Source organism: Serratia sp. CY56464 (genome assembly GCF_052168435.1).
Classification (GTDB): domain Bacteria; phylum Pseudomonadota; class Gammaproteobacteria; order Enterobacterales; family Enterobacteriaceae; genus Serratia; species Serratia marcescens.
Genome location: NZ_JBJNMV010000001.1, coordinates 1547201 through 1573509, shown reverse-complemented (window position 1 = coordinate 1573509; position 26309 = coordinate 1547201). Strand labels below are relative to the sequence as shown.

At 60.9% G+C, this 26309-nt stretch carries 25 protein-coding genes; 9 read left to right on the top strand and 16 right to left on the bottom strand.

The features are described 5' to 3' along the window. Window positions 1-48: 48 nt before the first annotated feature. Entirely contained in the window at window positions 49-1443 is a 1395-nt protein-coding gene (locus ACJ8KE_RS07600; RefSeq protein WP_016927996.1) for an MFS transporter, read from the bottom strand. A 231-nt stretch (window positions 1444-1674) separates the two neighbouring features. Here ACJ8KE_RS07600 and kdgR point away from each other — a divergent pair, with 231 nt between their 5' ends. Then, window positions 1675-2466 carry a DNA-binding transcriptional regulator KdgR gene (gene kdgR / locus ACJ8KE_RS07595; protein WP_028128163.1) on the top strand — a complete coding sequence of 264 codons (792 nt, stop codon included), beginning with the start codon at window positions 1675-1677 and terminating at the stop codon, window positions 2464-2466. A 46-nt stretch (window positions 2467-2512) separates the two neighbouring features. On the opposite strand, the gene ACJ8KE_RS07590 is transcribed toward kdgR, so the two are convergent. The 5 genes from ACJ8KE_RS07590 to phnR form a co-directional block, all read right to left on the bottom strand. Continuing rightward, on the bottom strand, window positions 2513-3316 hold the full coding sequence (locus tag ACJ8KE_RS07590) for an ABC transporter permease (RefSeq protein ID WP_097102269.1): 804 nt from the start codon (window positions 3314-3316) through the stop codon (window positions 2513-2515). Between the two features lie 2 nt (window positions 3317-3318). Then, window positions 3319-4182 carry a 2-aminoethylphosphonate ABC transporter permease subunit gene (gene phnU / locus ACJ8KE_RS07585; protein WP_442517193.1) on the bottom strand — a complete coding sequence of 288 codons (864 nt, stop codon included), beginning with the start codon at window positions 4180-4182 and terminating at the stop codon, window positions 3319-3321. A gap of 1 nt (window position 4183) precedes the next feature. Next, the gene (gene phnT / locus ACJ8KE_RS07580; protein ID WP_317006210.1) at window positions 4184-5308 is read right to left on the bottom strand and encodes a 2-aminoethylphosphonate ABC transport system ATP-binding subunit PhnT; all 1125 of its coding nucleotides are present in this window, start codon (window positions 5306-5308) and stop codon (window positions 4184-4186) included. A gap of 8 nt (window positions 5309-5316) precedes the next feature. Further along, window positions 5317-6327, bottom strand: a complete 1011-nt coding sequence (locus ACJ8KE_RS07575) for a 2-aminoethylphosphonate ABC transporter substrate-binding protein (RefSeq protein ID WP_097102267.1) — start codon at window positions 6325-6327, stop codon at window positions 5317-5319. A gap of 175 nt (window positions 6328-6502) precedes the next feature. Then, on the bottom strand, window positions 6503-7222 hold the full coding sequence (gene phnR, locus ACJ8KE_RS07570) for a phosphonate utilization transcriptional regulator PhnR (RefSeq protein WP_442517192.1): 720 nt from the start codon (window positions 7220-7222) through the stop codon (window positions 6503-6505). 154 nt (window positions 7223-7376) lie between these two features. Here phnR and phnW point away from each other — a divergent pair, with 154 nt between their 5' ends. After that, the gene (gene phnW, locus ACJ8KE_RS07565; RefSeq protein WP_016927988.1) at window positions 7377-8480 is read left to right on the top strand and encodes a 2-aminoethylphosphonate--pyruvate transaminase; all 1104 of its coding nucleotides are present in this window, start codon (window positions 7377-7379) and stop codon (window positions 8478-8480) included. A 9-nt stretch (window positions 8481-8489) separates the two neighbouring features. After that, a complete protein-coding gene (phnX, locus tag ACJ8KE_RS07560; protein WP_016927987.1) occupies window positions 8490-9299 on the top strand; it encodes a phosphonoacetaldehyde hydrolase in 810 nt (269 codons plus the stop codon). A 63-nt stretch (window positions 9300-9362) separates the two neighbouring features. Here phnX and ACJ8KE_RS07555 read toward each other — a convergent pair whose 3' ends face one another. The 4 genes from ACJ8KE_RS07555 to ACJ8KE_RS07540 all read right to left on the bottom strand — a co-directional run bounded on the left by ACJ8KE_RS07555 (window position 9363) and on the right by ACJ8KE_RS07540 (window position 13916). After that, a complete protein-coding gene (locus ACJ8KE_RS07555; RefSeq protein WP_016927986.1) occupies window positions 9363-10754 on the bottom strand; it encodes an L-cystine transporter in 1392 nt (463 codons plus the stop codon). 181 nt (window positions 10755-10935) lie between these two features. Next, a complete protein-coding gene (locus ACJ8KE_RS07550) occupies window positions 10936-11484 on the bottom strand; it encodes a metal-dependent hydrolase (protein ID WP_004931456.1) in 549 nt (182 codons plus the stop codon). A 422-nt stretch (window positions 11485-11906) separates the two neighbouring features. Continuing rightward, window positions 11907-12572, bottom strand: coding sequence for a hexitol phosphatase HxpB (gene hxpB, locus ACJ8KE_RS07545; protein WP_016927985.1), 666 nt, complete (start codon window positions 12570-12572; stop codon window positions 11907-11909). Between the two features lie 63 nt (window positions 12573-12635). Continuing rightward, on the bottom strand, window positions 12636-13916 hold the full coding sequence (locus ACJ8KE_RS07540; protein ID WP_234214204.1) for an HdeD family acid-resistance protein: 1281 nt from the start codon (window positions 13914-13916) through the stop codon (window positions 12636-12638). 185 nt (window positions 13917-14101) lie between these two features. Here ACJ8KE_RS07540 and ACJ8KE_RS07535 point away from each other — a divergent pair, with 185 nt between their 5' ends. After that, window positions 14102-14662 carry a YniB family protein gene (locus ACJ8KE_RS07535; RefSeq protein WP_004931453.1) on the top strand — a complete coding sequence of 187 codons (561 nt, stop codon included), beginning with the start codon at window positions 14102-14104 and terminating at the stop codon, window positions 14660-14662. A 35-nt stretch (window positions 14663-14697) separates the two neighbouring features. On the opposite strand, the gene ACJ8KE_RS07530 is transcribed toward ACJ8KE_RS07535, so the two are convergent. The 6 genes from ACJ8KE_RS07530 to ghoS all read right to left on the bottom strand — a co-directional run bounded on the left by ACJ8KE_RS07530 (window position 14698) and on the right by ghoS (window position 19780). Continuing rightward, a complete protein-coding gene (locus ACJ8KE_RS07530) occupies window positions 14698-15567 on the bottom strand; it encodes a fructosamine kinase family protein (protein WP_004931452.1) in 870 nt (289 codons plus the stop codon). Window positions 15568-15803: 236 nt separating this feature from the next. Further along, the gene (locus ACJ8KE_RS07525) at window positions 15804-16658 is read right to left on the bottom strand and encodes a metal ABC transporter permease (RefSeq protein ID WP_261105372.1); all 855 of its coding nucleotides are present in this window, start codon (window positions 16656-16658) and stop codon (window positions 15804-15806) included. Next, a complete protein-coding gene (gene yfeC, locus ACJ8KE_RS07520) occupies window positions 16658-17518 on the bottom strand; it encodes an iron/manganese ABC transporter permease subunit YfeC (protein WP_049300231.1) in 861 nt (286 codons plus the stop codon). The genes ACJ8KE_RS07525 and yfeC overlap by 1 nt, the downstream gene beginning before the upstream one ends. After that, on the bottom strand, window positions 17518-18408 hold the full coding sequence (locus ACJ8KE_RS07515) for a manganese/iron ABC transporter ATP-binding protein (RefSeq protein ID WP_442517191.1): 891 nt from the start codon (window positions 18406-18408) through the stop codon (window positions 17518-17520). The genes yfeC and ACJ8KE_RS07515 overlap by 1 nt, the downstream gene beginning before the upstream one ends. Further along, window positions 18405-19349, bottom strand: a complete 945-nt coding sequence (locus ACJ8KE_RS07510; protein WP_079449311.1) for a metal ABC transporter substrate-binding protein — start codon at window positions 19347-19349, stop codon at window positions 18405-18407. The genes ACJ8KE_RS07515 and ACJ8KE_RS07510 overlap by 4 nt, the downstream gene beginning before the upstream one ends. 131 nt (window positions 19350-19480) lie before the next feature. Continuing rightward, window positions 19481-19780, bottom strand: coding sequence for a type V toxin-antitoxin system endoribonuclease antitoxin GhoS (ghoS, locus tag ACJ8KE_RS07505; protein ID WP_016927977.1), 300 nt, complete (start codon window positions 19778-19780; stop codon window positions 19481-19483). A 109-nt stretch (window positions 19781-19889) separates the two neighbouring features. On the opposite strand from ghoS, the gene ACJ8KE_RS07500 reads away from it, so the two are divergent. The 5 genes from ACJ8KE_RS07500 to ACJ8KE_RS07480 all read left to right on the top strand — a co-directional run bounded on the left by ACJ8KE_RS07500 (window position 19890) and on the right by ACJ8KE_RS07480 (window position 26263). Then, window positions 19890-20555, top strand: coding sequence for a transglycosylase SLT domain-containing protein (locus ACJ8KE_RS07500; protein ID WP_004931439.1), 666 nt, complete (start codon window positions 19890-19892; stop codon window positions 20553-20555). 307 nt (window positions 20556-20862) lie between these two features. Next, a complete protein-coding gene (locus ACJ8KE_RS07495; protein WP_048795863.1) occupies window positions 20863-21588 on the top strand; it encodes a gluconate 2-dehydrogenase subunit 3 family protein in 726 nt (241 codons plus the stop codon). A 2-nt stretch (window positions 21589-21590) separates the two neighbouring features. Next, window positions 21591-23372, top strand: coding sequence for a GMC family oxidoreductase (locus ACJ8KE_RS07490; protein WP_004931432.1), 1782 nt, complete (start codon window positions 21591-21593; stop codon window positions 23370-23372). Between the two features lie 12 nt (window positions 23373-23384). Continuing rightward, window positions 23385-24722 carry a c-type cytochrome gene (locus ACJ8KE_RS07485; RefSeq protein WP_442517190.1) on the top strand — a complete coding sequence of 446 codons (1338 nt, stop codon included), beginning with the start codon at window positions 23385-23387 and terminating at the stop codon, window positions 24720-24722. 257 nt (window positions 24723-24979) lie between these two features. Next, on the top strand, window positions 24980-26263 hold the full coding sequence (locus tag ACJ8KE_RS07480) for a serine/threonine protein kinase (RefSeq protein ID WP_033640513.1): 1284 nt from the start codon (window positions 24980-24982) through the stop codon (window positions 26261-26263). Window positions 26264-26309 lie beyond the last annotated feature (46 nt).

Below are 26309 nucleotides of genomic sequence, written 5' to 3'. Positions count from 1 at the left end.
CGCCAGGCCTGCATCGCGCTCGATGTGACCCGGCTCTTTCTATGCCCTCTATTTCACCTCGCGGCTGGGCTGCGCCGTTTGCGCGGTCGATTGGGTGATGCGCAGGCCGCTGACCGCCGCCGCCAGGGTAGCGAACACCCCAGCCAGGATCAGTGAAGCGTGGGTGCCGGAGGTAGGGAACAGGTTGAACATCAGCGCCACCAGCGCGGCCCCCGAGGTTTGCCCCAGCAGGCGGGCGGTGCCCAGCATGCCGCTGGCGCCGCCGCTGCGGTTGCGCGGCGCGGCGGAGATGATGGTGTGGTTGTTGGGCGACTGGAACAGGCCGAAGCCGGCGCCGCACAGCACCATGCGCCAGATGATGTCCATATTCGACGGCGCCGCCGGCAGCAGCGCCAGCGAAAACAGCCCGAGCGCGAACACCGCCAGCCCAATGCAGCCCAGCAGGCCGGCGTGCACGCGCTCCACCAGCCGACCGGCGATCGGCGCCATCACCACGATCGCCAGCGGCCACGGCGTCAGCAGCAGCCCGGTCGCCACCTCGCCGCGGCCCAACGCGGTTTGCAGGAAGAACGGCAACGACACCATCGCCAGCATTTGCGCGGCGAACGAACAGATTGAGGTGCCCATCGACAGGGCGAAGATCGGAATGCGCAGCAGGTCGACCGGCAGCAACGGAAATTCCTGGCGCAGCTGGCGGCGCACGAACACCGCGCCAATCGCCAGCAGTGCGGCGATTTCGCTGAAGATCAGCGTCAGGCTCTGGCCCTGGGCGAAGCCGCTGATGGCGGTGATCAGCAGGCCGAAGGTCAGCGCGTTCAGCACCGCGCTGGTGGGATCGAAACGGCGGTTATCGCTTTTCTGGCCGTTGGCCGGCAGGAATTTCATCCCCAGCAGCAGTGCGACGATGCCGATCGGCAGGTTGATGGCGAACAGCCACTGCCAGGACGCGACCGACAGGATCGCCGCCGCCACCGTCGGCCCGGCCGCCGAGGAGCAGGCGACGATCAGCGAGTTGATGCCCATGCCGCGGCCGAGAAAACGCTGCGGGTAGATGATGCGGATCAGCGCGGTGTTGACGCTCATGATGGCGGCGGCGCCAAAGCCCTGCAGCACGCGGGCGATGGTCAGGGTGAGCAGCGAATCGGAAAGGGCGCAGAACAGTGAGGTGATGCTGAACACCAGCAATCCGGCCTGATAGATGCGGCGATAGCCGACCAGATCGCCGAGCGACGCCAGCGACAGCAGAGACACGGTGATCGCCAACTGATAGGCGTTGACTACCCAAATGGAGCTGGCCGGGCTGGCGTTGAGATCGCGAGCGATGGTGGGCAGTGCCACGTTGGCTATCGCGCCGTCGAGCACGGATACGGTAATGCCGAGGGCGATGGCGAGGATCGCCCCATAGCGTTGCGGGACGGGGAGGCCGTCGGAACAAGGACGCATGTTGGTCTCAGCGGTATTTATTCAGGGGAGTATTATCATGCTAATCATATTCGCCCGTGATTGCATGCCCCTTGTCCGCTTAATTGTAAACGGCGGTGAGCGGGCCAACGGTTATCCATTTGGCTTCAATTGCTTAGCGTTCAGCCGCGTTGCGCGCTTCGATCTGTTCCGATTATACTGAAACCCTTGTTTAAATTTCCTGAAACAAAACCGTTAAGTAGGGTATGCACCATGGCTAACGCAGATTCAGACAAGCAACCGGATGCCGTCTCATCCGTGATGAAAGTGTTCGGCATTCTGCAGGCGCTTGGCGATGAGCGCGAGATTGGCATTACCGAACTGTCCCAACGGGTGATGATGTCCAAAAGCACCGTCTACCGTTTTCTGCAGACCATGAAAGCGCTGGGCTACGTTTCGCAGGAGGGCGAGACGGAAAAGTATGCGCTGACGCTCAAGCTGTTCGAACTGGGCGCCAAATCGTTGGAGAACGTCGATCTGATCCGCAGCGCCGACGTGCAGATGCGCGAACTGTCGAACCGCACCCGCGAAACCATCCACCTCGGCGCTCTGGATGAGGACGGTATCGTCTATATCCACAAGATCGACGCGATGTACAACCTGCGCATGTATTCGCGCATCGGTCGCCGTAACCCGCTGCACAGCACCGCCATCGGTAAAGTGCTGCTGGCCTGGCGCGATCGGGATGAGGTGGCGCAGATCCTGTCGCAGATTGAATTTACCCGCAGCACCGAGCATACCTTGGCCAGCGCCGCCGAACTGTTGCCGGTGCTGGATCGGGTACGAGCGCAGGGATTCGGCGAAGATGCCGAAGAGCAGGAGGCGGGGATCCGCTGCATCGCCGTACCGGTCTTCGATCGGTTCGGGGTGGCGATCGCCGGGCTGAGCATCTCTTTCCCGACGCTGCGTTTTTCCGACGCGGCGCGGGAGGAGTATGTGGCGTTGCTGCACGTCGCCGCCCGACGCATTTCCGAGCTGCAGGGCTATCACGACTACCCGTTCTGACCCTTCGTTTCTAAAAACAAGGCGCCGCCATGGCAGCGCCTTGTTGCTATTTTGCGCCCGGCGTCAGCCGCTGCGCAATCCGCTCCAGCACTAACATCAGCAACATCGTGGCCGCCACCAGGATCATGGTCAGCGTCGCGCCGTTGGCGATGCTGCCGCGATCGGTCAGGCTGAAGATCGTGACCGGCAGCGTCGCCCAACTCGGCGGGTAGATCATCATGGTCGCGCCCAGCTCCCCCATCGACAGCGACAGGCTGAGCGCGAAGGCGGAGATCATGTAGGGGGCGATCATCGGCAGGGTGACGTGGCGCAGGCGGAACAGCGGCGAAGCGCCCAGGCTGGCGGCGACGTTCTCGTAGTCGCCAGGTAGCCGGGTCAACCCGGCCATCACGTTGCCGAAGGTAAAGGCGGAAATCAGCACGAAGTGAGCGGCGGGCACGATCAGGAAGGTGCCGTTCATCTGCAGCGGTCCCTGGCTGAACGCCACCAGCATCCCCAAACCGATAGAGACCGAAGGCACCGCGCTGGGAATGAAAAACAGCGTGCCCAGCAGCCGTCGGCCGCGTTCAGGCGCGTGGCGCAGCGCCAGCGCCGCCCAGGTGCCGCACAACAGCGCGAACAGGCTGGCGCTGAAACCGATAGCCAGACTGGCGACCAGCGCGTCCCAAGAGGCGCCGCTGAACGCCTGGCGGAAGTGGTTGAGGGTGAAACCGCTCGGCAGCACGCCGTTCCACTGTTCACTGAGGCTGGACATCAGGATCACCGCCAGCGGCAGGCAGAAGAACAGGGCGAACAGCGTGATCGTCAACGTGCAGGTCAGGGTGCGTCCGGTGCGGGACCATATCAACATCGTCAGTTCCTCAGCCCGGCGCGCGCCGCGGCGTAGCGGTAAAGGGAGAACAGCCCGAGCGACAGCGCGATATTCACGACGGCGATCGTGCAGGCGACGGCGTAATCCGACTCCAGAATCGCTTTGGTGTAGACCATCATCGGCAGCGTGGTGACGCCCTTGGCGCCGATAAACAGCACGATGCCGAACTCATTGGTGGTCAACAGCAGGCACAGGCTGCCACCGGCCAGCAAGGCCGGCAGCGCGGCCGGTAAAATCACCTGGCGCACCACGCGCCCCGGCCGGGCGCCGAGAATGCTGGCGGCCTCGAGCTGGCTGCGATCGATCTGCGACAATGCCGCCATCAGCGGGCGCATCACCAGCGGCGTAAACACGGTGATTTCCGCCAGGATCACCCCCCAGATGGAGTAAAGAAAGTCCACCGGCGGCAGGGTGAAACCGAAGGCCGTCATCAGCGTGCCGTTCAGCAGACCGGCGGAGCCGTAGATAAAGGTGAAGGCCAGCGTGATCAGGAAGGTCGGCATGGCGATAAAGGTATCGATCACCCGGGCGATCAGTCGGCTGCCGGGGAACGGCGTGAACACCAGCAGCAGCGACAGCAGGGTGCCGAGCACCAGGCAGCCCAGCGTCGCCAGCAGCGCAATCTGCAGCGTGTTGAGCAGAGCGCTGACAATGCGCCGGGATTCGAACACCTGTTGCAGCGCGGCGGCGCTGAATAGCCCCTGATCGTCGGTAAACGCCTGTTTGACGATCAGCGCCAACGGGTAGAAAAACAGCGTCGCCAGCACCAGCAGCGGCAGCAGGATCCACAGACTGCGCGGGAAACGCAGCCGCAGGGCCGGGCGAATAAGCGTAGAGTCGGTCATGTCAGTCCTCGATCAGTACCGCATCGTCGGGGGCGAAATAGAGCGGCACGCGCTCGCCGATCTGCGGCATCCGGTTGCGATGGGTGGTGACCACGCGCAGCGAATGGCCTTGTACCTCGAACTGCAGGTGCGTCAGCTCCCCCTGCCAATGAATATCGCGCAGCGTGCCGATGAGGCAGTTGCTGCGCTGGGCGTCGGCATCAAGCGCAATATGCTGCGGCCGGATGCACAGCAGCTTGTCGAAGCCGCGTTGTGCGCCGTAGGTGAAACAGCCGATCACTTTGCCGGCGCAGCTGACGGTGGTCATGCCTTGCTGCGCGGTAGTCTCAAGGGCGGTGGCCGGCAGCAGGTTGGCGCGGCCGAGAAACTCGGCGGCGAAGCGGTTCGTCGGATGGTGGTACAACGCGCGGGTTTCGCCGTGGGCGATCAGGTGGCCGTCGCGCATGATGCCGATCTTGTCCGCCAGCGTCAGCGCTTCCCCCTGATCGTGGGTGACGTACAGGATGGTCAGATCCGGCAGCTCGCGGTGCAGGCGGGCGATCTCTTCCACCATGCTGTGACGGATTTGCGCGTCCAGCGCCGACAGCGGCTCATCCAGCAGCAAGACTTTGGGGCGCACCGCAATGGCGCGAGCGATCGCCACCCTCTGCTGTTGGCCGCCGGAAAGCTGGCTGGGATAGCGCTTGGCGTAGGCGGACATGCCGACGATGGCCAACGCTTCTTCGACGCGCTCGGCGGTCAGGCCGCGCGGCTTGCCTTGCGCGCGCAGGCCGAACGCCACATTGTCCTCGACGCGCATATGCGGAAACAGCGCGTAGTTCTGTACCACCATGCCCAGGCCGCGATCATAGGGCGGCACGTCGGTGACATCGACGTCACCGATGGCAATACGCCCGGCGGAGGGCTGCACGAATCCGGCGATCGCCCGCAGCACGGTGGTTTTACCCGAGCCGGAGGGGCCGATCAGCGCCAGCACTTCGCCGGGAGCGATGGTGAGCGTGAGGGGTTTCAGCACCTCGGTGCCGCGATACGACACGCTGACGCGGTTGAGCTGAATGCCCGACGGCCCGGCGATGTCGAGGCTGCTATCCCGCGCCTCGGCGCGGGAAGAGAGGGTAGAAGGCATCGTCAGCGTCATTCGGTCACCTGGCGCCAGCGGGAGATATCGGCGGACAGGCTGTTCACCACCTGGTTCCAGTCCGGCGCCCAGATGTCCACGCCTTTCAGCGCCGCCTGCGACTGCTTGAAGTTATCGTCGGTCGGGGTGACGTCCTTGCGCACCGGCATACCGTAGGAAATGGCGCTGACGCTGCTCTGCGCTTCTTTGCTCAGCAGGAAGTCGATCAGTTTTTTGCCGTTGGCGCTTTGCGGCGCGCCTTGCACCAGGCCGATATAGTAAGGCAGCACCAGCGTACTGCGTTTGCCGTCCGGCCCGGCCGGCCAGAACACCTTCACGTTCGGATTGCTGCGCATCTGCGCCAGATTCATCTGCAGATCGCCGTTGGCCACCAGCAACTCGCCTTTATTGACCAGCGCGGTCAGCTTGCCGGTGGAGGCCGAAGGGCCGACGTTGTTGCTTTGCAGCTTGCCGAGGTAGTCGAAACCGGCATCTTTGCCGCCGAAGCTGTGAAACGCCTGCAGCATCACCGCGGTGCCGTCACCCGCCTGACCCGGCGTGGAGTACTGCAGCTTATTGCGGAATTGCGCGTCCAGCAGTTGTTGATAGCTGGCGGGCGCCTGCGGCAGCAGTTTGGCGTTATAGATGAAGCTCAGGTAGTTGTTCACCAGCGGCACGAACTGCGGCTGGGCGTCGGCGATCTGCGCCGCATCCTGCGGGGTGAAATCCTGCAGCAGTTTTTCCGCGGCGGCGCGCTGGATGAACGGCGGCAGCGTCACCAGCACGTCGGCCTGCGGGTTGCTGCGCTCCTTCGACAGGCGCTCCACGATGGCGCCGGAGCCGCCTTCGACGTACTGCACTTTGACGCCGGTCGCCTGGGTGAAGGCGTCGAACTGGGTTTGATACCAGCTGTGATCGCCGTCGTGCAGACCATCGGCGGAGTAGACGGTCACCACCGCGTCGGCGGCCCAGGCCGGCGCGGCGCCGAGTGCGATGGCGGTCATCACGACCAGACGAGAGAATTTCATAGCTTCAGCCTCACTGTTGCGGGTTCATGCGAAACTGGTATACACCAGATATGCGGCCAAGCTAATCGGCAAATATGACAAACAAATGAAAGCGGCAAAATATAGTTGCCGGCGGCGGGGATTAGGCGTGGGAGAGAAAGGCGGAGCGGCAGGCGCAGCCCCGTCATGCAGGGGGTTAAAGCGTATCGACTTCGATGCGCAGGCTGTCGTGGCGCCAGTATTCGATATCGAAATCGAGAATGCGGCCGTGCTGATCGTAATTCAACCGGCGCAGCAGCAACGCGGGCAGGCCGACCATGGCGCCGAGCGCATTGGCGGCGCGATAAGGCAGGGCGGACGGGTAGAACGACAGGTGCATGTTGCTGTAAATCAAATCGTAATGCTGTTGATAAACCTCGGTCAGGCTGCCGTTGAGATCGTGACTGAGCAGTGCCGGCACCCGCTGCGGCAAGCAGTGGTTCTCGCAATAGCAGATGGCGCGGCCGTCGGCATACCGCACGCGGCGCAGCAGATACACCTGATCGAACGGTTCGAGCGCCAGCGGCTGCATCACGTCGAGCGGCACCGTGGTTTTTTCGCCGGACAGCAGCGCGGTGTGCGGCGTGCGCCCTTGCTCCTGACAGAGACGGTGGAAGTTGGTGTTCTGCGTCGGATCCAGCCACAGCCGTTCCGGCGTGACGAACCAGCCGCGGCGATCGGCGCGGTAGATGGCGCCGGTGGCTTCCAATTGCGCCAGGCTTTCGCGAATGGTGACGCGGGTGGTGGAGAAGATGGCGCACAGCTCGCGCTCCGAAGGCAGCTTATCGCCGGCCTGTAGTGCGCCGCGGGTGATGCGCGCCTGAAGCTGATCCTTGATCTGCAGGTAGTGAGGCATATCGCCCTGATGTTCTTTCATTTCATCTCGCTATGGCATCGGCCCGACATTCCGGCACGCGCTTATTATACATAGCCAGATGAATTTTTTGTTTCACCGCGCTTTGTCGTTTGACCGGGGCAGGAATTTGCCGCCACAATGCGCGCAATCTGGTATAGACCAATAGGTGAATAACATGTCCGATCGTAACTACCTGCTGTTGACCCCCGGCCCGTTGACCACGTCGAAAACGGTGAAAGAGGCGATGCTGTATGACAGCTGCACCTGGGATGAAGATTACAACCTCGGCGTGGTGCAGCGCATTCGCCAACGGTTGGTGGCGCTGGCGACGCCGTCCGCCGGTTATACCTCGGTGCTGCTGCAAGGCAGCGGCAGCTTCGCGGTAGAGGGCGTGCTGGGCACGGTCATCGGCCCGCAGGACAAGCTGCTGATCGTCAACAACGGCGCCTACGGGGCGCGGATGATCGAAATGGCGCGGCTGATGGATATCGACCACCACGCTTTCGACTGCGGTGAGGTGAATGAACCGGATGTGACGGCGATGGAGGCGGTGCTGAAAAGCGATGCGCGCATCAGCCATATCGCCATGGTGCACTGTGAAACCACCACCGGCATGCTCAACCCGCTGCAGAAGGTTGCCGGTCTGGCGGCGCGCAACGGCAAGACCTTTATCGTCGACGCCATGAGCAGCTTTGGCGGCATCCCGTTGGATGTGGACGCGCTGGGCATCGATTTTCTGATCAGCTCCGCCAACAAATGCATTCAAGGCGTGCCGGGCTTCGCTTTTGTCATCGCCCGCCGCAGCGAGCTGGAGAAATGCGCCGGCCGTTCACGCTCGCTGTCGCTGGATCTGTATGCCCAGTGGCGCTGTATGGAGGATCAGGCCGGCAAATGGCGCTTTACGTCGCCGACCCACACCGTGCTGGCCTTCGCGCAGGCGCTGAAAGAGCTGGAACAAGAGGGCGGCATTGCCGCGCGCCACCACCGCTATCAGACTAATCAGCGTCGGCTGGTGGCGGGCATGCGCGAGCTGGGCTTTGATACCCTGCTGGACGATGCGCTGCATTCGCCGATCATCACCGCGTTCTATTCGCCGAAGGCCGACACTTACCGCTTCGCCGAGTTTTATCAGCGCCTGAAGCAGCAAGGTTTCGTGATTTATCCCGGCAAAGTGTCGCAGAGCGACTGCTTCCGCATCGGCAACATCGGGGAAATTTATCCGCAGGATATCGAACGTTTGCTGGCGGCCGTCGGGCAGGCGATGTACTGGAATCAATAAGGATTGACCATGAAACAGATCAACGCAGTGATCCTCGACTGGGCCGGCACCACGGTGGACTTTGGTTCCTTTGCGCCGACGCAGATTTTCGTCGAGGCGTTCAAACACACCTTCGATATCGACATTAGCCTGGCGGAAGCGCGCATTCCGATGGGCCTCGGCAAATGGCAGCACATCGAGGCGCTGGGCAAACTGCCGGCGATCGACGCGCGCTGGCGACAGAAGCTGGGCCGCTCGATGAGCCATCAAGACATCGACGCGCTGTATCAGGCGTTTATGCCGCTGCAAATCGCCAAAGTGATCGACTTCGCCGATCCCATTGAGGGCGTGCCGCAGGTGATTGCCGGGCTGCGCGAACAGGGCATTAAAATCGGCTCCTGCTCCGGTTATCCGCGCGCGGTGATGGAGGTGCTGGCGCCGGCCGCTGCGCAGCGCGGTTACGCGCCGGATTACTGGGTCGCCACTGACGATCTCGCGGCCGGCGGGCGGCCGGGGCCGTGGATGGCGTTGCAGAACGCGATCGCGCTGGGCATCGATGCGGTAGCGCACTGCGTGAAGGTGGATGACGCGGTGCCGGGCATTGCCGAAGGGCTGAACGCCGGGATGTGGAGCGTCGGGCTGGCGCTGTCCGGCAACGAGTTCGGCGCTACCTGGTCGGAGTACCGTCAAATGGCGGCAGGGGAAATAGCGCAGCGCCGCACGGCGGCCGCCGATAAGCTGTACGCGGCGGGCGCGCATTATGTGATAGACACGCTGGCGCAATTACCGGATGTGATCGCCGATATCAACCGGCGGCTGGCGAACGGCGAGCGGCCGTAACGACCGAACGCGGGGCATAAAAAAACCGGGGATAATCCCCGGTTTTTTTGTTCTGAGACGGCGTTAGCGGTGAGCCAGTTCGACTTCGTCTTCGCTGTCCATCACGGCTTTGTCGGTTTGCTTCATCAGCTGGCTGGTGATGGTGCCTGCCGCCATGGAGCCGTTGACATTCAGCGCGGTGCGGCCCATGTCGATCAACGGTTCGACCGAGATCAGCAGCGCGACCAGCGTCACCGGCAGGCCCATCGCCGGCAGCACGATCAGCGCGGCGAAGGTGGCGCCGCCGCCCACACCCGCCACACCGGCGGAGCTGATGGTGACGATGCCGACCAGGGTGGCGATCCACACCGGATCCAGCGGGTTGATGCCGACGGTCGGCGCAACCATCACCGCCAGCATCGCCGGGTAGAGGCCCGCACAGCCGTTCTGGCCAATGGTGGCGCCGAACGACGCCGAGAAGCTGGCGATGGATTCCGGCACGCCCAGACGACGGGTCTGCGCTTCCACGTTCAATGGAATGCTGGCGGCGCTGGAGCGGCTGGTGAAGGCGAAGGTGATCACCGGCCACACCTTGCGGAAGAACTTCATCGGGTTCACGCCGGTGAAGGCCAGCAGGATGGCATGTACCACGAACATGATGGCCAGGCCGATGTAGGAGGCCACCACGAAGCTGCCGAGCTTGACGATGTCGTGAATGTTGGAACCGGCGACCACTTTGGTCATCAGCGCCAGCACGCCATACGGCGTCAGCTTCATGACCAGACGCACCAGCTTCATCACCCAGGCCTGCAGGGTGTCGATAGCCACCAGCACGCGCTCGCCTTTCGGCTTGTCGTCTTTCAGCAGCTGCAGCGACGCCACGCCGAGGAAGGTGGCGAAAATCACCACGCTAATGATCGACGTCGGGCTGGCGCCGGTCAGATCGGCGAACGGGTTTTTCGGGATGAACGACAGCACCATCTGCGGCACGGTCAGGTCGGCCAGTTTGCCCACGTAGTTGGTCTGGATCGCCGTCAGGCGCGCGCTTTCCTGCGCGCCCTGCACCAGGCCTTCGGCGGTCAGACCGAACAGGTTGGTGACCAGCACGCCCACCAGCGCCGAGATCAGCGTGGTGAACAGCAGCGTGCCGATAGTCAGTACGCTGATTTTGCCCAGAGAAGAGGCGTTATGCAGCTTGGCCACCGCGCTCAGGATCGAGGCGAACACCAGCGGCATGACGATCATTTGCAGCAGTTGCACATAGCCGTTGCCGACGATGTTGAACCAGCTGATGGATTCTTTCAGTACCGGGTTGTCGGAGCCGTACACCAGCTGCAGGCCCAGACCGAACACCACGCCGACCACCAGGCCGACCAGCACTTTTTTCGCCAGACTCCATTGCTTGTGGCGGGTTTGCGCCAGCAGCAAAAGGAGCGCGACAAACACCAGCACGTTAATCACGAGCGGAAGATTCATCCCCAATGTCTCCAATAATCTTTCTTATAAAAACGACAACGCATCACGTATGTCGCGATGTAAATATCGTAACAGTTTGCCGAGTGGCCCACTTATATCCAAATGGAATTTGATATAGCTTTTTGTGTGTTTTTGTTTGTTTTATATACATCAAGGTGATGGGTTAAGCGTTTTTTTGTGATCAGAGTCTGATATTTCTGATTTGCTCGACATAGGATTGCACCGGCAGGGTGAAATCACCTTGCCAGCAGATGGCAAACGCCACCAGGCACAGACACAGCACCCGCTCCAGCTGGTTACCTTTTTGCGAGTTGAGCAGCGGCAGGCGAAAACGCCAGCGGCATGGCCACAGCAGCGGCACGCCGGCGGGGGTGAGCATATCGGCCAGCAGATGGCTGAAGTAACCGATGATCATGGCGTGCAGCGCGTCGGCCGGGATCGGCCAACTGCGCGGCACGTCCAGCTGGAACAGCGCCATGCCGCCGGCGATCGCCAGCAGGCTGTGGGTGAAACCGCGGTGGCCGAAGGCGCGGGCGATGGGCAAGGCGATCCAGCGCAGGCGCTGGCCCAGCACCGACTTGGGGTGATCGATGTCCGGCAGCAGCGAGGTCAGCAGCGCGGCGGGTATGATGTGCCACCAGTCGCCGGTAGCCAGCTCTGGCGTCACTTCCGCCTTCTTGGCGAAGATCGCGCAAGCGACAGAGAATATAAGGTGTCCTTCCGCGGTCATGCTGTTGCGATTCCGGCTGGTAAACTGTTAATTTATCCAGTATATGGGAAAATTCCCAGTAGTGGAAGCAGTTACCCTGTAACTAATTGTTTATTTTTCCCTGTTTTACAACGGCTTGTTACGGCAATGCGTAACAAATCATCGATTTTGACGGGCGAGAATAAAAAGCGGGCAATGGGCGATGCATTAAGATGAGAAAAAAGGACGGTGGCTTGGCGTGTGGCGGGAGGAAGCGGCGGCCCTAAACAGCGCTGCGTGGCAGTGACAACGCTCCGCGGACCGTCGCTTTCCTGCCGCCCAGCATAATAATAACAACATGCTAATTCAATAATAATGAAACGCTGTTTTGTTTATTTTGCGGTACGGATCCCTTTTATGGCGCAGGGCGGCAAACGCAGGGCGCCGGCGGCCGGCGCCGCTGGTCAGGCAAAGTGAGCGGCAGTGAGCTGTTCCAGGGTCTCCAGCTTGTGGTCTGCCAGCGCCCAGCGCGGATCGTGACGGTATTCGGCCGCCGGGATGACGATGGAACGCATGCGCGCGGCCTTGGTGGCGATCATGCCGTTAAAGGAGTCTTCCAGCGTGATGCAGCGCAGCGGATCGCTGCCCAGGCGTTCGGCGGCGATCAGGTAGACCTCCGGGTGCGGCTTGCTGTATGGCAGGTATTCGGCGGAAACCAGCTGATCGAAGTAACCTTCAAGATCGAACATCTTCAGCACCTGCCGTTGCATGTGCAGCGGCGAGGCGGAGGCGAGACCGATGTTCAGCCCCTGGCGGCGGCACAGCTCCAGCGCCTGCTGAACGCCCGGCAGCAGCGGGCGCGTCTCGTGCACCAGCTCGATGGCGCGCTCGATAATCCGCGCCGACACCTCATCGAGCGAAACCCCTTGCCACGGCATCGCCTGGTACCACATCTTCACCACCAGATCGATGCGCAGCCCCAGCGTGTCCGGCAGCTTGTGACGATCGGACAGATCCAAACCCAGCGCACCGAAGATATCCAGCTCGGCCTGCAGCCACAGCGGTTCCGAGTCGATCAACAAGCCGTCCATATCAAAAATTGCGGTTTCAATGCGTTGCGAATAAGCCATTAGCGGTTAACTCCTGTCGGCGCGGGTGAATGTGCCGACACTCTATCATCGCCGGCGGCGAGACTAAAATCTTTGCCTGCGCGAGTGGCTTTTGCCAAAGCGAAGGATAGTCCACATTTCGCGCAGCTTTAGCCACCAACGTTGGTGCTGGCGCTCGGTAACCTGTTGCAACATGCGCGCATAGTCCAGCACCAAGCCTGGCGTCCAGGTCATGCTTTCGCCACGGCTGCGCAGTACCGCCAGCATCCACAGGTTGGGATCCAGCACCAGCAGCAGAAAACGGCGCCACAGATGTTTATCGCCCAGCACGCCTTCCAACGCGCTGTCGAGCGCGCCGATGACCGTGGTGGAGCAGTTGCGCCGAGTCAGGTTGTAGGTGGCGTCCTGCCGATAACGCAGCCAGAATGCGCGCAGCGCCGCCGGGTTATAGCGATAGAACTGAATTTTCTTGTCCGGTGGGCACCAACTGGCGATCTCGCCCGGCAGGTCGGGCAGAAAGCGCCCATCGACGTTGTTTTGATCGCCGGCATGCAACAACTGGCGGAAATCTTGAACGGAATGGCTGATGTCGTTGAGCGGGTAGTGACTGATATACACATCCGGCGCGAGCGCCAGGGCGGCGTGACCGGTGGAGATATTGCCGCCGCCGTCGACCGCCGCGATGTATCGGTCGACGATGTAACGCCGGCGCGGATCTTTAGCCGCACCAATCGGTGTCCAGACATACACCGTGAGCGGCGCAGTCTCATCCTCCGGGGGCGGTGGCTGCCGCGCGGGGTGCTGATTCAGAGAGAAGTTTGTCAGTCTGCGGGCGATACGCAATAAGGCCCAGCCGGAAAGCACCATCATCACGCCGAGGCAAAAGGGCACCGTCATCCGATGCGGCGCCGGCCAGCCGACAAAAATCATCAATGAAAGCAGGATCTCGCCGCCGCCCGCCAGCGCCACGCCTTTCCATCGACTGTGCTGAATCACCGTGGAGGAGGCGATGCGCACGGCGCCGTCAAGCAGCAGTGCACTGCCAAACACCACGGTGGCGACGATGTTATCGTCTGCGGGCACGTCCAGCATTAAAAAAGCCATAAAGACAAAACCCAATCCTTTCAGCAGCACCGGCCTGCTGGCCGAAGAGCCGATCACCAGCGCGGCGGATACCGCCACCAACCCCTCCAGCGCCAGGATGACCGCCAGCGCATCCAGCGCCAGCACCGACCGGCCATCCTGCAGTATGTCGAACAGCATCAGCGCCCCTGCGGCTATCCACAGCCAACCGAACAGCACCAGCAGGCGGCGCTGGCCATGCAGCGCCTGCGCGCCCAGCAATAAGATAATCAGTCGAATCATGGCGGCCTCTGCCCGAATGGATAACGTTATCTCTTCAATGATAGTGTGCCGGCGCGGTTAAGTTTTTGATTTCGACTAATTCGGCTAAGCTTGTAGCACAGCGGGAATGAAGAAAACGGTGGGCGAGTTTCGCCAACTGCAGGTAGACTTAGCCGATTCGGTTACGTCGCTAACAAGGGGAACACATGACGTATCAACAGGCCGGGCGTATCGCCATTTTGAAACGCATTCTCGGATGGGTGGTTTTTATCCCGGCGTTGCTGTCGACGCTGATTTCCGTGCTGGGCTTTATCTATCAGCACAGTGAAAAAACCAAAGGCATCAACGCAGTGATGCTGGATTTTGTCCACGTGATGGTGGATATGGTGCGTTTCAATACGCCGTTCCTGAACCTTTTCTGGTACAACTCGCCGGTGCCTGACGTGGATAAAAGCCTGTTCAGCGGCGCCAATTTGATGTTCATCATCATCTATATATTGATCTTCGTCGGGCTGGCCTTGCAGGCTTCCGGCGCGCGCATGTCACGTCAGGTCAAGTTCATTCGCGAAGGGCTGGAAGATCAGATGATCCTGGAGCAGGCCAAGGGCAGCGAAGGGCACACGCGCCAGCAGTTGGAGGAGCGTATCACGCTGCCGCACCACACCATCTTCCTGCAGTACTTCCCGCTGTACATCCTGCCGATCGTGATTGCGGTGATCGCCTGGTTCGTGATCCGCTTGTTAGGGCAATTGGCCGGCGCGGCCTGAGCCATCAACGGGGCGCCGCTCGGCGCCCCGGAACGTTATGACGCCTCCGGCTGCAACAGCGCCTCCACCGCGCGTTGTGCAGCCACCAGATGCTGGCCGCCGAACAGGTTGCTGCGGTTGAGCAGGTAGTACAGCTGATACAGCGGCTGGCGCTCGATAAACCCGGCCCCCAGCGGCCACACGCTCTGATAGCCGTCGTAGATCTGCGGCGGCAGCTCCGGATACAGCGGCAGCATCGCCAAATCGCACTCTCGATCGCCCCAGTAACTGGCCGGGTCGAACAGAATCGGCCCGTGGGCGGTCATCGCGCAGTTGCCCGGCCACAGGTTGCCGTGCAACAGAGACGGTTGCGGCTGGTGGTGCTGCAAGCGCAGATACACCCGATCGACAATGTCGTCGATATCGCCGAAGGTCATGCCTTTCTCCGCGGCCAGCTGCAGCTGCCAGCCGATGCGCTGCTCGGCGAAGAATTCCGACCAGCGGCGCTGCCAGGCGTTGGGTTGCGGAGTGGTGGTCAGATCGCTGTCGAAGTCGAGACCGAACTGCGGTTGCTCGCTCCACTGGTGCAAATGCGCCAGCTGCTGGCCCAGGCAGTAGGCGCCGTGAGCATCGAGGGGTTTCAGCTGCTGATACTCCAGCAGCAGGAAGCTGTAGTCGCGATCGCTGCCGACGCCGTACACTTCCGGCACCCGCACGCTTTTGCTGCGCGCCAGCAACGCCAGCTGATCGGCTTCGGCGGTGAATATCGGCAGTTGTTCCCGGGCGTCGCATTTCACGAACACCTCGTTATCACCGTAACTCACGCGCCACGCCGGGTGAATGTCGCCCCCGGGCAGTTCAATCCTTTCGCGTATCTCTGCGCTGCCAAGATGTTCACTTAACAGACGACTAACGGCTTGCCACATGGTATCTCCCCCTCTGTGCTGCCTGATAATTCATTAGGTTAGCGTCTTTCCCGTGGTGAAAACACGACGCGGCGCACAGCCGGCGTCAAAGGCGGCGATTTTTTCAACGGCTCGCCAGCTCAAAGTATATACCCTATTGATTAATTTAAGCGCAATACCGGTTGCAACTTGATGACAACGGATAAGCGAGGGAAAGATAGGATGCGGCGGGGAACCCCGCCGCATCAGAGGGGCGTTTAACTGCCCATCGGGGCTTTTTTGTTACCCTGTAACGGACGCAGCTTGCTGTACAACAAGGCGACAACGAACAGCACGGCCTGCACGATGACGATGCAGGGCCCGGTGGCGCCGTCGATGTGGAAGCTGATCAGGGTGCCGAGCACGCAGGAGAACACCGACACCACCGTCGCCGCCATCAGCATGCGATCAAACCGGCGGCACAGCATAAAGGCGATGATGCCGGGGGCGATCAGCATGGCGATCACCAAAATCACCCCTACGGCCTGCAGCGAGGCGACGATGGTCATCGCCAGCAGGCACAGCAGCCCGTAGTGCAGCAGCTTGACCGGCAGGCCAATCACCCGGGCGTGGTGCGGGTCGAAACAGTACAGCATGAAGTCTTTGCGCTTGAGCAACACCACCGCGAGGGTGATGCCGGCAATCAGCAGGGTTTGCTTCAGCTCACCGTCGGTGATGCCCAGCATGTTGCCGAACAGAATGTGGCTCAGGTGCTGGTCGGTGTCGATGCGCGAGAACAGCACCAGGCCGAAGGCGAACATGCCGGAGAAAACGATGCCCATCACAGTGTCTTCTTTCACCCGGCTGTTCTCTTTCAGGTAGCCGGTGGCCACCGCGCAGAAGATGCCGGAAAGGAAGGCGCCGATCGCCAGCGGAATGCCGACCACGAACGCCACTACGATGCCGGGCAGCACCGCGTGCGAGATGGCATCGCCCATCAGCGACCAGCCTTTGAGCACCAGATAGCAGGAGAGCACGGCGCACACCACGCCGGTAACGATGGCGGCGACGATCGCTCGCTGCATGAACGGGTAGGCGAAGGGTTCGCTGAGCAGTTGGTAGAGCGTGTCCATCAGCGGCCTCCGGTTTGCGAATGCGCCACGCGACGTTTTGCCGCCAGCAGGCCGTGTTTCGGCGCGAAGAAGAACGCCGCCAGGAACACCAGCGTTTGCAGGGTGACGATCACGCCGCCGGTGGCGCCGTCGAGGAAGAAACTCAGATAGGCGCCGACGCCGCTGGTCAATGCGCCGATGATGATGGCGATGATCACCAACCGGCTGAAGCGGTCGGTCAGCAGGTAGGCGGTGGCGCCCGGGGTGATCACCATGGCGATCACCAGAATGGCGCCGACGGTTTGCAGCGCGGCGACGGTGCAGGCGCTGAGCAGGGTGAAGAACAGGATCTTCAGCTTTAGCGGCGACAGGCCGATCGACACCGCGTGGCTTTCGTCAAAGAATACCGCCAGCAGGTCTTTCCACACCAGGCACAGGATCAGCAGCGAAACGCCGATGATGATTTCCACCTGCAGCACGTCTTCGTCGGCGATGCCGAGGATATTGCCGAAGATGATCGACTGTACGTTGACCGAGGTGGGGTTGAGCGACACGATCAGCAGGCCGACGGCGAAGAAGGTGGAGAAGATAAAGCCGATGATGGCGTCTTCGCGCAGCCGGGTGATGTGGCGCACCAGCGTCATCGCCAGCGCCGCCAGCATGCCGGTGAAGAAGGCGCCGGCGGCGTAGGGCAGGCCGAGGGCATAGGCGCCGGCCACGCCGGGCACCACCGAGTGCGACAGCGCATCGCCCATCAGCGACCACCCTTTCAGCATCAGATAGGCGGACAGGAACGCGCAGGCGGCGCCGACGATGGCGCTGACCCAGATGGCTTTCACCATGTAGTTATAACTGAAAGGTTGCAGCAGAAGGTCCAGCATCAGGATTGTTTCTCCCTGGCCTGGCTGTTGGCCGGCGGATCGCTCTTGGTGTGGCCGTAGAACACCGCCGGGCGTTCATCGTCGGTCAACACCGTAACGGTACGCGGATCGTTGTCGTCGTGCAGATCCGGACCGGAGAGGTTGATATGGCGCAGCACGCCGCCGAACGCCTGCTCCAGGTTGCTCTGCGTGAAGGTGGTTTCGGTCGGGCCGGCGGCCAGCACCGTGCGGTTGATGAGGATCACCCGATCGCAAAACTCCGGCACGCTGCCGAGGTTGTGGGTGGAGACCAGGATCAGATGCCCCTCGTCGCGCAATGCGCGAAGCAGCTCGATAATGGCATTCTCGGTTTTCACATCCACGCCGGTGAATGGCTCATCCAGCAGCAGCACGGTGCCCTGTTGCGCCAACGCGCGCGCCAGAAACACGCGCTTTTTCTGGCCGCCGGACAGCTCGCCGATCTGCCGGCCGCGCAGCTCGCTGAGGCCGACGCGCTCCAGCGCCTTGTCGACCCACAACCTGTCCTCACGTGACGGAATGCGCAGGAAATTCATCTTGCCGTAGCGGCCCATCATCACCACGTCTTCCACCAGCACCGGGAAGTTCCAGTCGACGTCTTCGGTTTGCGGCACGTAGGCGATCAGGTTCTTTTTCAGCGCGTCCGCCACCGGTTTGTCGCTCAGCGAAACCCGGCCGCTGGTGGGTTTGACCAGCCCCATGATGCTTTTGAACAGCGTCGATTTGCCGCTGCCGTTGACACCGACCAGCGCGCAGATCGAACCGCCGCTCAGGGTAAAGCTGGCGTTGTGAATGGCGGTGTGTCCGTTGTTGTAGGTCACGGTGACGTTGTCCACGTTCAACTCCGGACGGGCAAACGGTTCATGGGTCATTGATCGAATCCTTTGGCGATGGTTTGCACGGTGGTGTTGAGCAGGTCGATGTAGGTCGGCACTGGGCCATCGCGAGTGGACAGCGAGTCTACGTACAGCACGCCGCCGTATTTGGCGCCGGTTTCTTTCGCCACCTGCTTGGCCGGCTTGTCGGAAATGGTGCTCTCGCTGAACACCACCGGAATATGGTGGGCGCGCACGGCGTCGATCACCCGGCGCACCTGCTGCGGCGAGCCTTGCTCATCGGCGTTGATCGGCCACAAATAAACCTCTTTCAACTGATAGTCCTGCGCCAGGTAGCTGAAAGCGCCTTCACTGGTCACCAGCCAACGCTGTGCGGCCGGAATGCGCGCCAGGCGTTCGCGCAGCGGGGCGTCCAGCGCGCCGATTTTCTCTGCGTAGGCCTTGGCATTGCGGTTATAGGTTTCCGCATTGGCCGGATCGTGCTCCACCAGCGCCTTGCGAATGTTCTCGATATACACCAGCGCGTTGCTTGGCGACATCCAGGCATGCGGGTTCGGGTTGCCGTTATAGGGCCCTTCGCGGATCGGCAGCGGGGTAATGCCTTCGGTGACTACCGCCGCCGGCACCTGCTTGATGTTTTCGAAGAAACGCTGGAACCAGCGCTCCAGGTTCATGCCGTTCCACAGGATCAGGTCGGCGTGCTGCGCCTTGACGATGTCGCGCGGGGTCGGTTGATAGTCGTGGATCTCGGCGCCCGGCTTGGTGATGGATTCCACCACGGCGGCGTCACCGGCCACGTTCTGGGCGATATCCTGAATGATGGTGAAGGTGGTCACCACGCGCAGCTTTTTTTCCGCCAGCGCGTTTTGACTGACCAAGGCGGCGCCGAGCAGCAGGCAGGCGAGCGTAAAAGGGCGTAACAGAGCGGCAGCGCGGGAAGGGCGACTGCGATGAAAAGCGCAACTTATCAATGGCATGATGACGTCTCCTGGTTCAAATGAAAATGATTATCAATATCAATTGAAGCGAAGTCAAGCGTCACTTGCCCACCGCCGGCGGGGTATTTCTCCAACTGAAAAAATAATACCGTCCGGGGAGTTATAGCATTTTATGTATCAGTATGTAACCGCTGAAGGTAGTCCTCACAGCTGCATATCGCCACCTCCGGCTGTTTTCCCAATGCCAACTGCCCGAACCCCTGCGCCAGGCGCAGTACATCCTCTTGATCCAACACGGTTATGAACGCAAAACTGTTGCTGCCGAGTTCGTGGTGAACGCCATTTTCGTCTGTCACCGACGTGACAAAACCTTCGCGCGTCAATTGCCCGGTCAGCTTCGCCAGGTCGGTTAATCCCGCTTCCTGATAGCGAAAAGTCACCACAAAGCAGCTTGTTGCAGATTGACTCATAAATCACCTCTTGGTATATGGATAGCTTGAGATTAGCCCAAAAAATTACTGCAGGTGTCCTTACAAGTTGTATATGCTACGCAACTCATTGAAAGGAGTGAGGGATTCTGTGAAAACAAAAATAGGTTGCCTTACGGCAATTTTACTTTTGTCGGGGTGCGCCAAAGACCCGCAAACGGCAAGCAATATTTCAGGCAGTGGCACAACGCGCGGCGGTTGGTTAAAACCCCCTCCGCAGGCACCGGTAAACCGCACGGGCACCCCGGTTGCTTATAACGATTACATTCGTCAGGCGGCCAGCAACTATGGCGTTGACGAAACGCTGATTAAAGCGATTATTCAGGTGGAGTCCGGGTTTAACCCGAACGTGGTCAGCACCTCGAACGCAGTGGGATTGATGCAGCTTAAGGCTTCTACCGCCGGCCGCGACGCCTATCGCATGAAGGGACGAAGCGGGCAACCCAGCTCGCGTGAGCTGAAGGATCCGGCGGTCAATATTGATCTGGGAACGGCCTATATCAATATTCTTCAAAGCCAGCAGCTAGCCGGGATCAATAACCCACAGACTTTACGTTACGCCACTATCGTTTCGTACGTGAACGGGGCGGGCGCCATGTTGCGCACCTTCTCCTCGGACAAGCGCGTGGCGGTCAATCGCATCAATCAGATGAGCCCGGATGAGTTTTATCAGCACATCCAGAAAAAGCACCCGGCGCCGCAGGCGCCGCGCTATTTGTGGAAGGTGACCACCGCCTATCAGGCGATGTCGCAGTAATCCTCTTTTTTGTCGAGTCGGCCGCTTAACGCGGCCGATTTTGTTTTCGGCACCGTTCCAGTGCGCGACCCACCTCTCATTTTTCGTTATTTCCTCACCGCTTATCGGAAAAACCGCACAAAAAGTTAAATTTACGTTAGCAGATAAATCTTTACGTTCATTCAATAAGTTACCGGTAACATTTTTGCTTTTGTGCGCATTCTGACCTTCAATAAATATACAAATAAGTAACAAATTATTTTAAAAACCCGTATCGATCGCAAGGTTGCGGTTAAATAGTTGTGACTATCTTTGGATGGAATGTGACATGTCGAATCATAAAACCAACAATTCGCGGCGCGATTTCTTGTTGAAATCGATGACCTTAATTCCTGCGGCGGTAATTGGTGGCAGCGGCGTTGGCGCGCTGACGGCACCGACACCGGCGGTCGCGGCCTCGAACACCTCAACGCAGAACGATTACCAACCGACCTTTTTCACCCCGGAAGAGTGGGCCTTCATCAAGGCTGCCGTCGCGCGCCTGATCCCGGCCGACGAACGCGGCCCCGGCGCGCTGGAAGCCGGCGTGCCGGAGTTTATCGATCGCCAGATGAATACCCCGTACGCCACCGGTTCCATCTGGTACATGCAGGGGCCGTTCAACCCCGATGTGCCGAAGGAAATGGGCTATCAGCTGCCGCTGGTGCCCAAGCAAATCTACAATCTCGGCATCGCAGACGCCGACGCCTACAGCAAGAAAAACGCCGGCAAACCCTTCGCCGAACTGGATGGCGCGCAGCAAGATGCCCTGCTGCAAAAGTTCGAGTCCGGCGAGGCGGAGTTCCAGCAACTGCCGTCGAAACTGTTCTTCTCCTATCTGCTGCAAAACACCCGTGAAGGTTTCTTCAGCGATCCTGTCCATGGCGGCAACAAAGACATGGTTGGCTGGAAGCTGATTAATTTTCCGGGCGCGCGCGCCGATTTTATGGACTGGGTTGAGCGAGGGGAGCGTTATCCCTTCCCGCCGGTCTCGATTCGTGGGGAGAGGGGCTAACCATGGCAACGGTAATGAAAAAAGTAGACGCGGTGATCGTCGGCTTCGGCTGGGTGGGCGCGATCATGGCCAAAGAGCTGACCGAGGCCGGCCTCAACGTGGTGGCGCTGGAGCGCGGCCCGATGCGCGACACCTATCCGGACGGTTCTTACCCGCAGGTGATCGACGAGCTGACCTATAACATTCGGCGCAAGCTGTTCCAGGATCTGTCGAAAAGCACCGTCACCATTCGCCATAACAGCAGCCAGACCGCGGTGCCTTACCGCCAACTGGCGGCGTTCCTGCCGGGCACCGGCGTCGGCGGCGCCGGCCTGCACTGGTCGGGCGTGCATTTCCGCGTCGATCCGATCGAACTGCGCATGCGCAGCCATTATGAAGAGCGTTACGGCAAAAACTTCATTCCGAAGGACATGACCATCCAGGACTTCGGCGTGACTTACGACGAGCTGGAGCCGTTCTTCGACAAGGCGGAGAAAGTGTTCGGCACCTCCGGCACCGCCTGGACCATCAAAGGGCAGAAAGTGGCGCAGAAGGGCGGTAACCGCTTTGCGCCGGATCGCTCCGACGACTTCCCGCTGCCGGCGCAGAAAAATACCTACTCCGCTCAGCTGTTCGAGAAAGCGGCGCTGGAGGTGGGTTACCACCCCTACAACCTGCCGTCCGCCAACACCTCGGATTCTTACACCAACCCGTACGGCGCGCAGATGGGCCCGTGCAACTTCTGCGGTTTCTGCAGCGGCTACGCCTGCTACATGTATTCCAAGGCCTCGCCGAACGTCAACATCTTGCCGGCGCTGCGCATGGAGAAACGCTTCGAGCTGCGCACCAATGCCAACGTGCTGAAGGTCAACCTGACCGACGACAAATCCCGCGCCACCGGCGTGAACTACGTCGATGCGCAGGGCCGTGAGATTGAACAGCCGGCCGATCTGGTGATCCTGGGCGCGTTCCAGTTCCACAACGTGCACCTGATGCTGCTGTCCGGCATCGGCAAGCCTTACGATCCGGTGACCGGCGAAGGCGTGGTCGGGCGCAACTTCGCCTACCAGAACATGACCACCATCAAGGCGTTCTTTGATAAAGACGTGTTCACCAACCCGTTCATCGGCGCCGGCGGCAACGGCGTGGGCGTGGATGACTTCAACGCCGACAACTTCGATCACGCCAAAGAAGGCTTCGTCGGCGGTTCGCCGTTCTGGGTCAACCAGGCGGGCACCAAGCCGATCTCCGGCCTGCCGACCCCGCCGGGCACCCCGGCCTGGGGCAGCAAGTGGAAAGCGGCGGTGGCGGATGCCTATACCCATCACGTCTCAATGGACGCCCACGGCGCGCACCAGTCGTACCGCAACAACTATCTGGATCTCGATCCCAACTACAAGAACGTGTTCGGCCAGCCGCTGCTGCGCATGACGTTCGACTGGCAGGAAAACGACATCAAGATGGCGCAGTTCATGTACGACAAGATGGCGCCGATCGCCAAGGCGATGAACCCGAAACTGATCGCCGGCAGCCCGAAAAACGCCAACAGCCACTTCGACACCACCAGCTACCAGACTACCCACATGAACGGCGGTGCGGTGATGGGGGAAGATCCGAAGACCAGCGCGGTCAACCGCTATCTGCAGAGCTGGGACGTGCACAACGTGTTCTCGATCGGCGCATCGGCCTTCCCGCAAGGACTGGGCTACAACCCGACCGGCACCGTGGCGGCGCTGGCTTACTGGTCTGCCCGCGCCATTCGCGAGCAGTATCTGAAAAACCCAGGCCCATTGGTGCAGGCATAAGGACGGCGAACGATGAAAGCATTTGTACCGGCACTGGTTCTCAGTGCAGTGAGTTTTTCCGTTTGGGCGCAGGACGCCACCGTCAGCAGCGAGCTGATCAAGCGCGGCGAGTACCTGGCGCGCGCCGGTGACTGCGTGGCCTGCCATACTGATGGCAAGAGCGGCAAAACCTTCGCCGGCGGCTTGGCGATGGAGACGCCGATCGGCACCATCTACTCGACCAACATCACGCCGGACAAGAAAACCGGCATCGGCGATTACAGCTTCGAGGATTTCGACAACGCGGTGCGTAAGGGCGTAGCCAAAAACGGCAGCACCCTGTACCCGGCGATGCCGTACCCGTCGTTCGCGCTGGTGAAAGAGGACGACATGCGCGCCATGTATGCCTATTTCATGCACGGCGTGCAGCCGGTGGAACAGGCCAACAAGGACTCCGACATCCCGTGGCCGCTGTCGATGCGCTGGCCGCTGAGCATCTGGCGTGGCATGTTTGCGCCGTCGCCGGCGGACTTCGTTGCCGACGCCAAGGCCGATCCGGTGATTGAACGCGGCCGCTACCTGGTGGAAGGCCTGGGCCACTGCGGCGCTTGCCATACCCCGCGCAGCATCACCATGCAGGAAAAAGCGTTGAGCAACAGCGAAAGCGACGACTACCTGTCCGGCAGCAACGCGCCGATCGACGGTTGGGTGGCTTCCAGCCTGCGCGGCGACCGCAAGGATGGCCTGGGCAGCTGGAGCGAAACCGAGTTGACAGAGTTCCTGAAAACCGGCCGTAACGACAAAGCCATCGTGTTCGGCGGCATGAGCGACGTCGTGGAGCACAGCCTGCAATACCTGAGCGACGACGATCTGACCGCCATCGCGCGCTACCTGAAATCGCTGCCGCCGAAAGACGGCAAGCAGCAGGCGGCGCCGGTCGAAGACAGCGTGGCCAAGGATCTGTGGCGCGGCGACGACAGCAAGCCCGGCGCGGCGCTGTATGTCGATAACTGCGCGGCCTGCCACCGCACCGACGGCGTGGGCTACAAGCGCGCCTTCCCGTCGCTGAAGGGCAATCCGGTGGTGCAGACCGAGGACGCGACTTCGCTGATCCACATCGTGCTGACCGGCAACACTACGCCGGCGGTGCAGGGGGCGGTATCCAACATCACCATGCCGCCGTTTGGCTGGCGTCTGAACGATCAGCAGGTGGCGGACGTGGTGAACTTCATCCGCTCCAGCTGGGGCAACAGCGCCAAACCGGTGAGCGCTTCCGACGTGGCCGACGTGCGTAAAGACCGCTCGATGATCCGCGACGAGAAGGAGATGGGCAGCGCCGAGGTGCCGGACCATCCGGACGCGAAGAAATAAACCGCTTAAGGGCTCCGCAAGGGGCCCTTAGTTTTTACTGAGCGCGCCGTTTTTTTCAGCACAATGTGTTCGCAAATCGTTCATTCAGCCGATAAAACATAGACCCGCAGCGGATTTTTCATTATCCTTTGCCGTCCTTTCATCAGGCGTAAGTATGAAATATCGCTTTAATTCACTGATTATTATTAAAAAACTCGCGGAGAAGGATATCCCGTTAGGCGCAATCGTTGTCGCCGCAGATTAAGGTAGACTGTCTCATGAGTACGATTTCTCCCGATTCAGGCACGCTGACGGCCGCTCAGACTGCCAAATGGAACAAAACCGACACCGTCTGGATGTTCGGTCTCTATGCGACTGCGGTGGGCGCCGGTACGCTGTTCTTGCCGATCAACGCCGGCCTGAACGGCCCGCTGGTGCTGCTGTTGATGGCGCTGTTCGCTTTCCCGCTGACCTATTTGCCGCACCGCGCGCTCAGCCGCTTCGTGCTTTCCGGCTCCAGCCGCGATGGCAACATTCACGATGTGGTGGTGGAACACTTCGGCGTGCTGGCCGGCAAAATCATCATGATGCTGTATCTGATGGCGTTCTTCCCGATCGTGCTGGTGTACAGCATTTCGATCACCAACGCGCTGGACAGCTTCCTGATCCATCAGTTCCACGTGGCCCCGCTGCCGCGCATCTGGCTGAGCCTGGCGGTGGTGGTGGTGCTCAATCTGGTGCTGCTGCGCGGCAAAGACAGCATCGTGGCGGCGATGGGCATGCTGGTGTTCCCACTGCTGGTGTTCCTGATGGGCATTTCGCTCTATCTGATGCCGAGCTGGAATACCGCCAACTTCGTGCACGGCCTGGCCGCCACCCGCTTCGACACGCCGGGGCTGTGGCATTCGCTGTGGCTGGCCGTGCCGGTGATGGTGTTCTCCTTCAGCCATGCGCCGATCATCTCTTCCTTCGCCTCGACCCAGAAGAGCCTGTACGGCGACAAGGCGGAACGCCGCTGCGCGCGCATCATGCGCTATAGCTATGTGCTGATCTGCGTTACCGTGCTGTTCTTCGTGTTCAGCTGCGTGCTGAGCCTGTCTCATGAAGACATGCTGCAGGCGAAAGAGCAGAACATCACGGTGCTGACCACGTTGGCCAACAAGTTCTCCAACCCGCTGATCGCCTACCTTGGCCCGGTGATGGCGATGCTGGCGATGGCCAAGTCCTATCTCGGCACGTCGCTGGGGGTGACGGAAGGGGCGACCAGCCTGATCGACGGCGTCACGCGCGCGGTCGGCAAGCCGCTCACTTCGCGCATGACGCACCGCATCTCGGCGGCGTCGCTGTTCCTGCTCACCTGGGCGGCGACGGTGTGGAACCCCAGCGCGCTGCACATCATCGAAACCATCAGCGGCCCGCTGATTGCAGCGATCCTGTTTATCCTGCCGATGTACGCCGTGCGTGCGGTGCCGGCCATGCGCCAGTACCGCGCGGCGAGCAACGTCTTCGTGCTGGTGATGGGCCTGATTGCGCTGTCGGCGCTGATCTACGGCCTGATGTGATCCCCTGGGCGCGCCGCTTCCGGCGCGCCTCTTATCCTTCCTTTAC

Bases quoted from the DNA above. Each gene is read 5' to 3' on its own strand.
- ACJ8KE_RS07575 (WP_097102267.1), bottom strand. From the start codon at position 6,327: ATGAAATTCTCTCGTCTGGTCGTGATGACCGCCATCGCACTCGGCGCC.
- ACJ8KE_RS07555 (WP_016927986.1), bottom strand. From the start codon at position 10,754: ATGAATCTTCCGCTCGTGATTAACGTGCTGGTGTTTGTCGCGCTCCTT.
- phnX (WP_016927987.1), top strand. From the start codon at position 8,490: ATGAAACAGATCAACGCAGTGATCCTCGACTGGGCCGGCACCACGGTG.
- phnT (WP_317006210.1), bottom strand. From the start codon at position 5,308: ATGCCTTCTACCCTCTCTTCCCGCGCCGAGGCGCGGGATAGCAGCCTC.
- kdgR (WP_028128163.1), top strand. From the start codon at position 1,675: ATGGCTAACGCAGATTCAGACAAGCAACCGGATGCCGTCTCATCCGTG.
- ACJ8KE_RS07540 (WP_234214204.1), bottom strand. From the start codon at position 13,916: ATGATTCGACTGATTATCTTATTGCTGGGCGCGCAGGCGCTGCATGGC.
- phnU (WP_442517193.1), bottom strand. From the start codon at position 4,182: ATGACCGACTCTACGCTTATTCGCCCGGCCCTGCGGCTGCGTTTCCCG.
- ACJ8KE_RS07530 (WP_004931452.1), bottom strand. From the start codon at position 15,567: ATGTGGCAAGCCGTTAGTCGTCTGTTAAGTGAACATCTTGGCAGCGCA.
- ACJ8KE_RS07600 (WP_016927996.1), bottom strand. From the start codon at position 1,443: ATGCGTCCTTGTTCCGACGGCCTCCCCGTCCCGCAACGCTATGGGGCG.
- ACJ8KE_RS07515 (WP_442517191.1), bottom strand. From the start codon at position 18,408: ATGACCCATGAACCGTTTGCCCGTCCGGAGTTGAACGTGGACAACGTC.
- ACJ8KE_RS07525 (WP_261105372.1), bottom strand. From the start codon at position 16,658: ATGGACACGCTCTACCAACTGCTCAGCGAACCCTTCGCCTACCCGTTC.
- ACJ8KE_RS07480 (WP_033640513.1), top strand. From the start codon at position 24,980: ATGAGTACGATTTCTCCCGATTCAGGCACGCTGACGGCCGCTCAGACT.
- ACJ8KE_RS07490 (WP_004931432.1), top strand. From the start codon at position 21,591: ATGGCAACGGTAATGAAAAAAGTAGACGCGGTGATCGTCGGCTTCGGC.
- ACJ8KE_RS07510 (WP_079449311.1), bottom strand. From the start codon at position 19,349: ATGCCATTGATAAGTTGCGCTTTTCATCGCAGTCGCCCTTCCCGCGCT.
- ACJ8KE_RS07550 (WP_004931456.1), bottom strand. From the start codon at position 11,484: ATGACCGCGGAAGGACACCTTATATTCTCTGTCGCTTGCGCGATCTTC.
- ghoS (WP_016927977.1), bottom strand. From the start codon at position 19,780: ATGAGTCAATCTGCAACAAGCTGCTTTGTGGTGACTTTTCGCTATCAG.
- ACJ8KE_RS07495 (WP_048795863.1), top strand. From the start codon at position 20,863: ATGTCGAATCATAAAACCAACAATTCGCGGCGCGATTTCTTGTTGAAA.
- phnW (WP_016927988.1), top strand. From the start codon at position 7,377: ATGTCCGATCGTAACTACCTGCTGTTGACCCCCGGCCCGTTGACCACG.
- ACJ8KE_RS07590 (WP_097102269.1), bottom strand. From the start codon at position 3,316: ATGTTGATATGGTCCCGCACCGGACGCACCCTGACCTGCACGTTGACG.
- ACJ8KE_RS07485 (WP_442517190.1), top strand. From the start codon at position 23,385: ATGAAAGCATTTGTACCGGCACTGGTTCTCAGTGCAGTGAGTTTTTCC.
- ACJ8KE_RS07535 (WP_004931453.1), top strand. From the start codon at position 14,102: ATGACGTATCAACAGGCCGGGCGTATCGCCATTTTGAAACGCATTCTC.
- hxpB (WP_016927985.1), bottom strand. From the start codon at position 12,572: ATGGCTTATTCGCAACGCATTGAAACCGCAATTTTTGATATGGACGGC.
- phnR (WP_442517192.1), bottom strand. From the start codon at position 7,222: ATGAAAGAACATCAGGGCGATATGCCTCACTACCTGCAGATCAAGGAT.
- yfeC (WP_049300231.1), bottom strand. From the start codon at position 17,518: ATGCTGGACCTTCTGCTGCAACCTTTCAGTTATAACTACATGGTGAAA.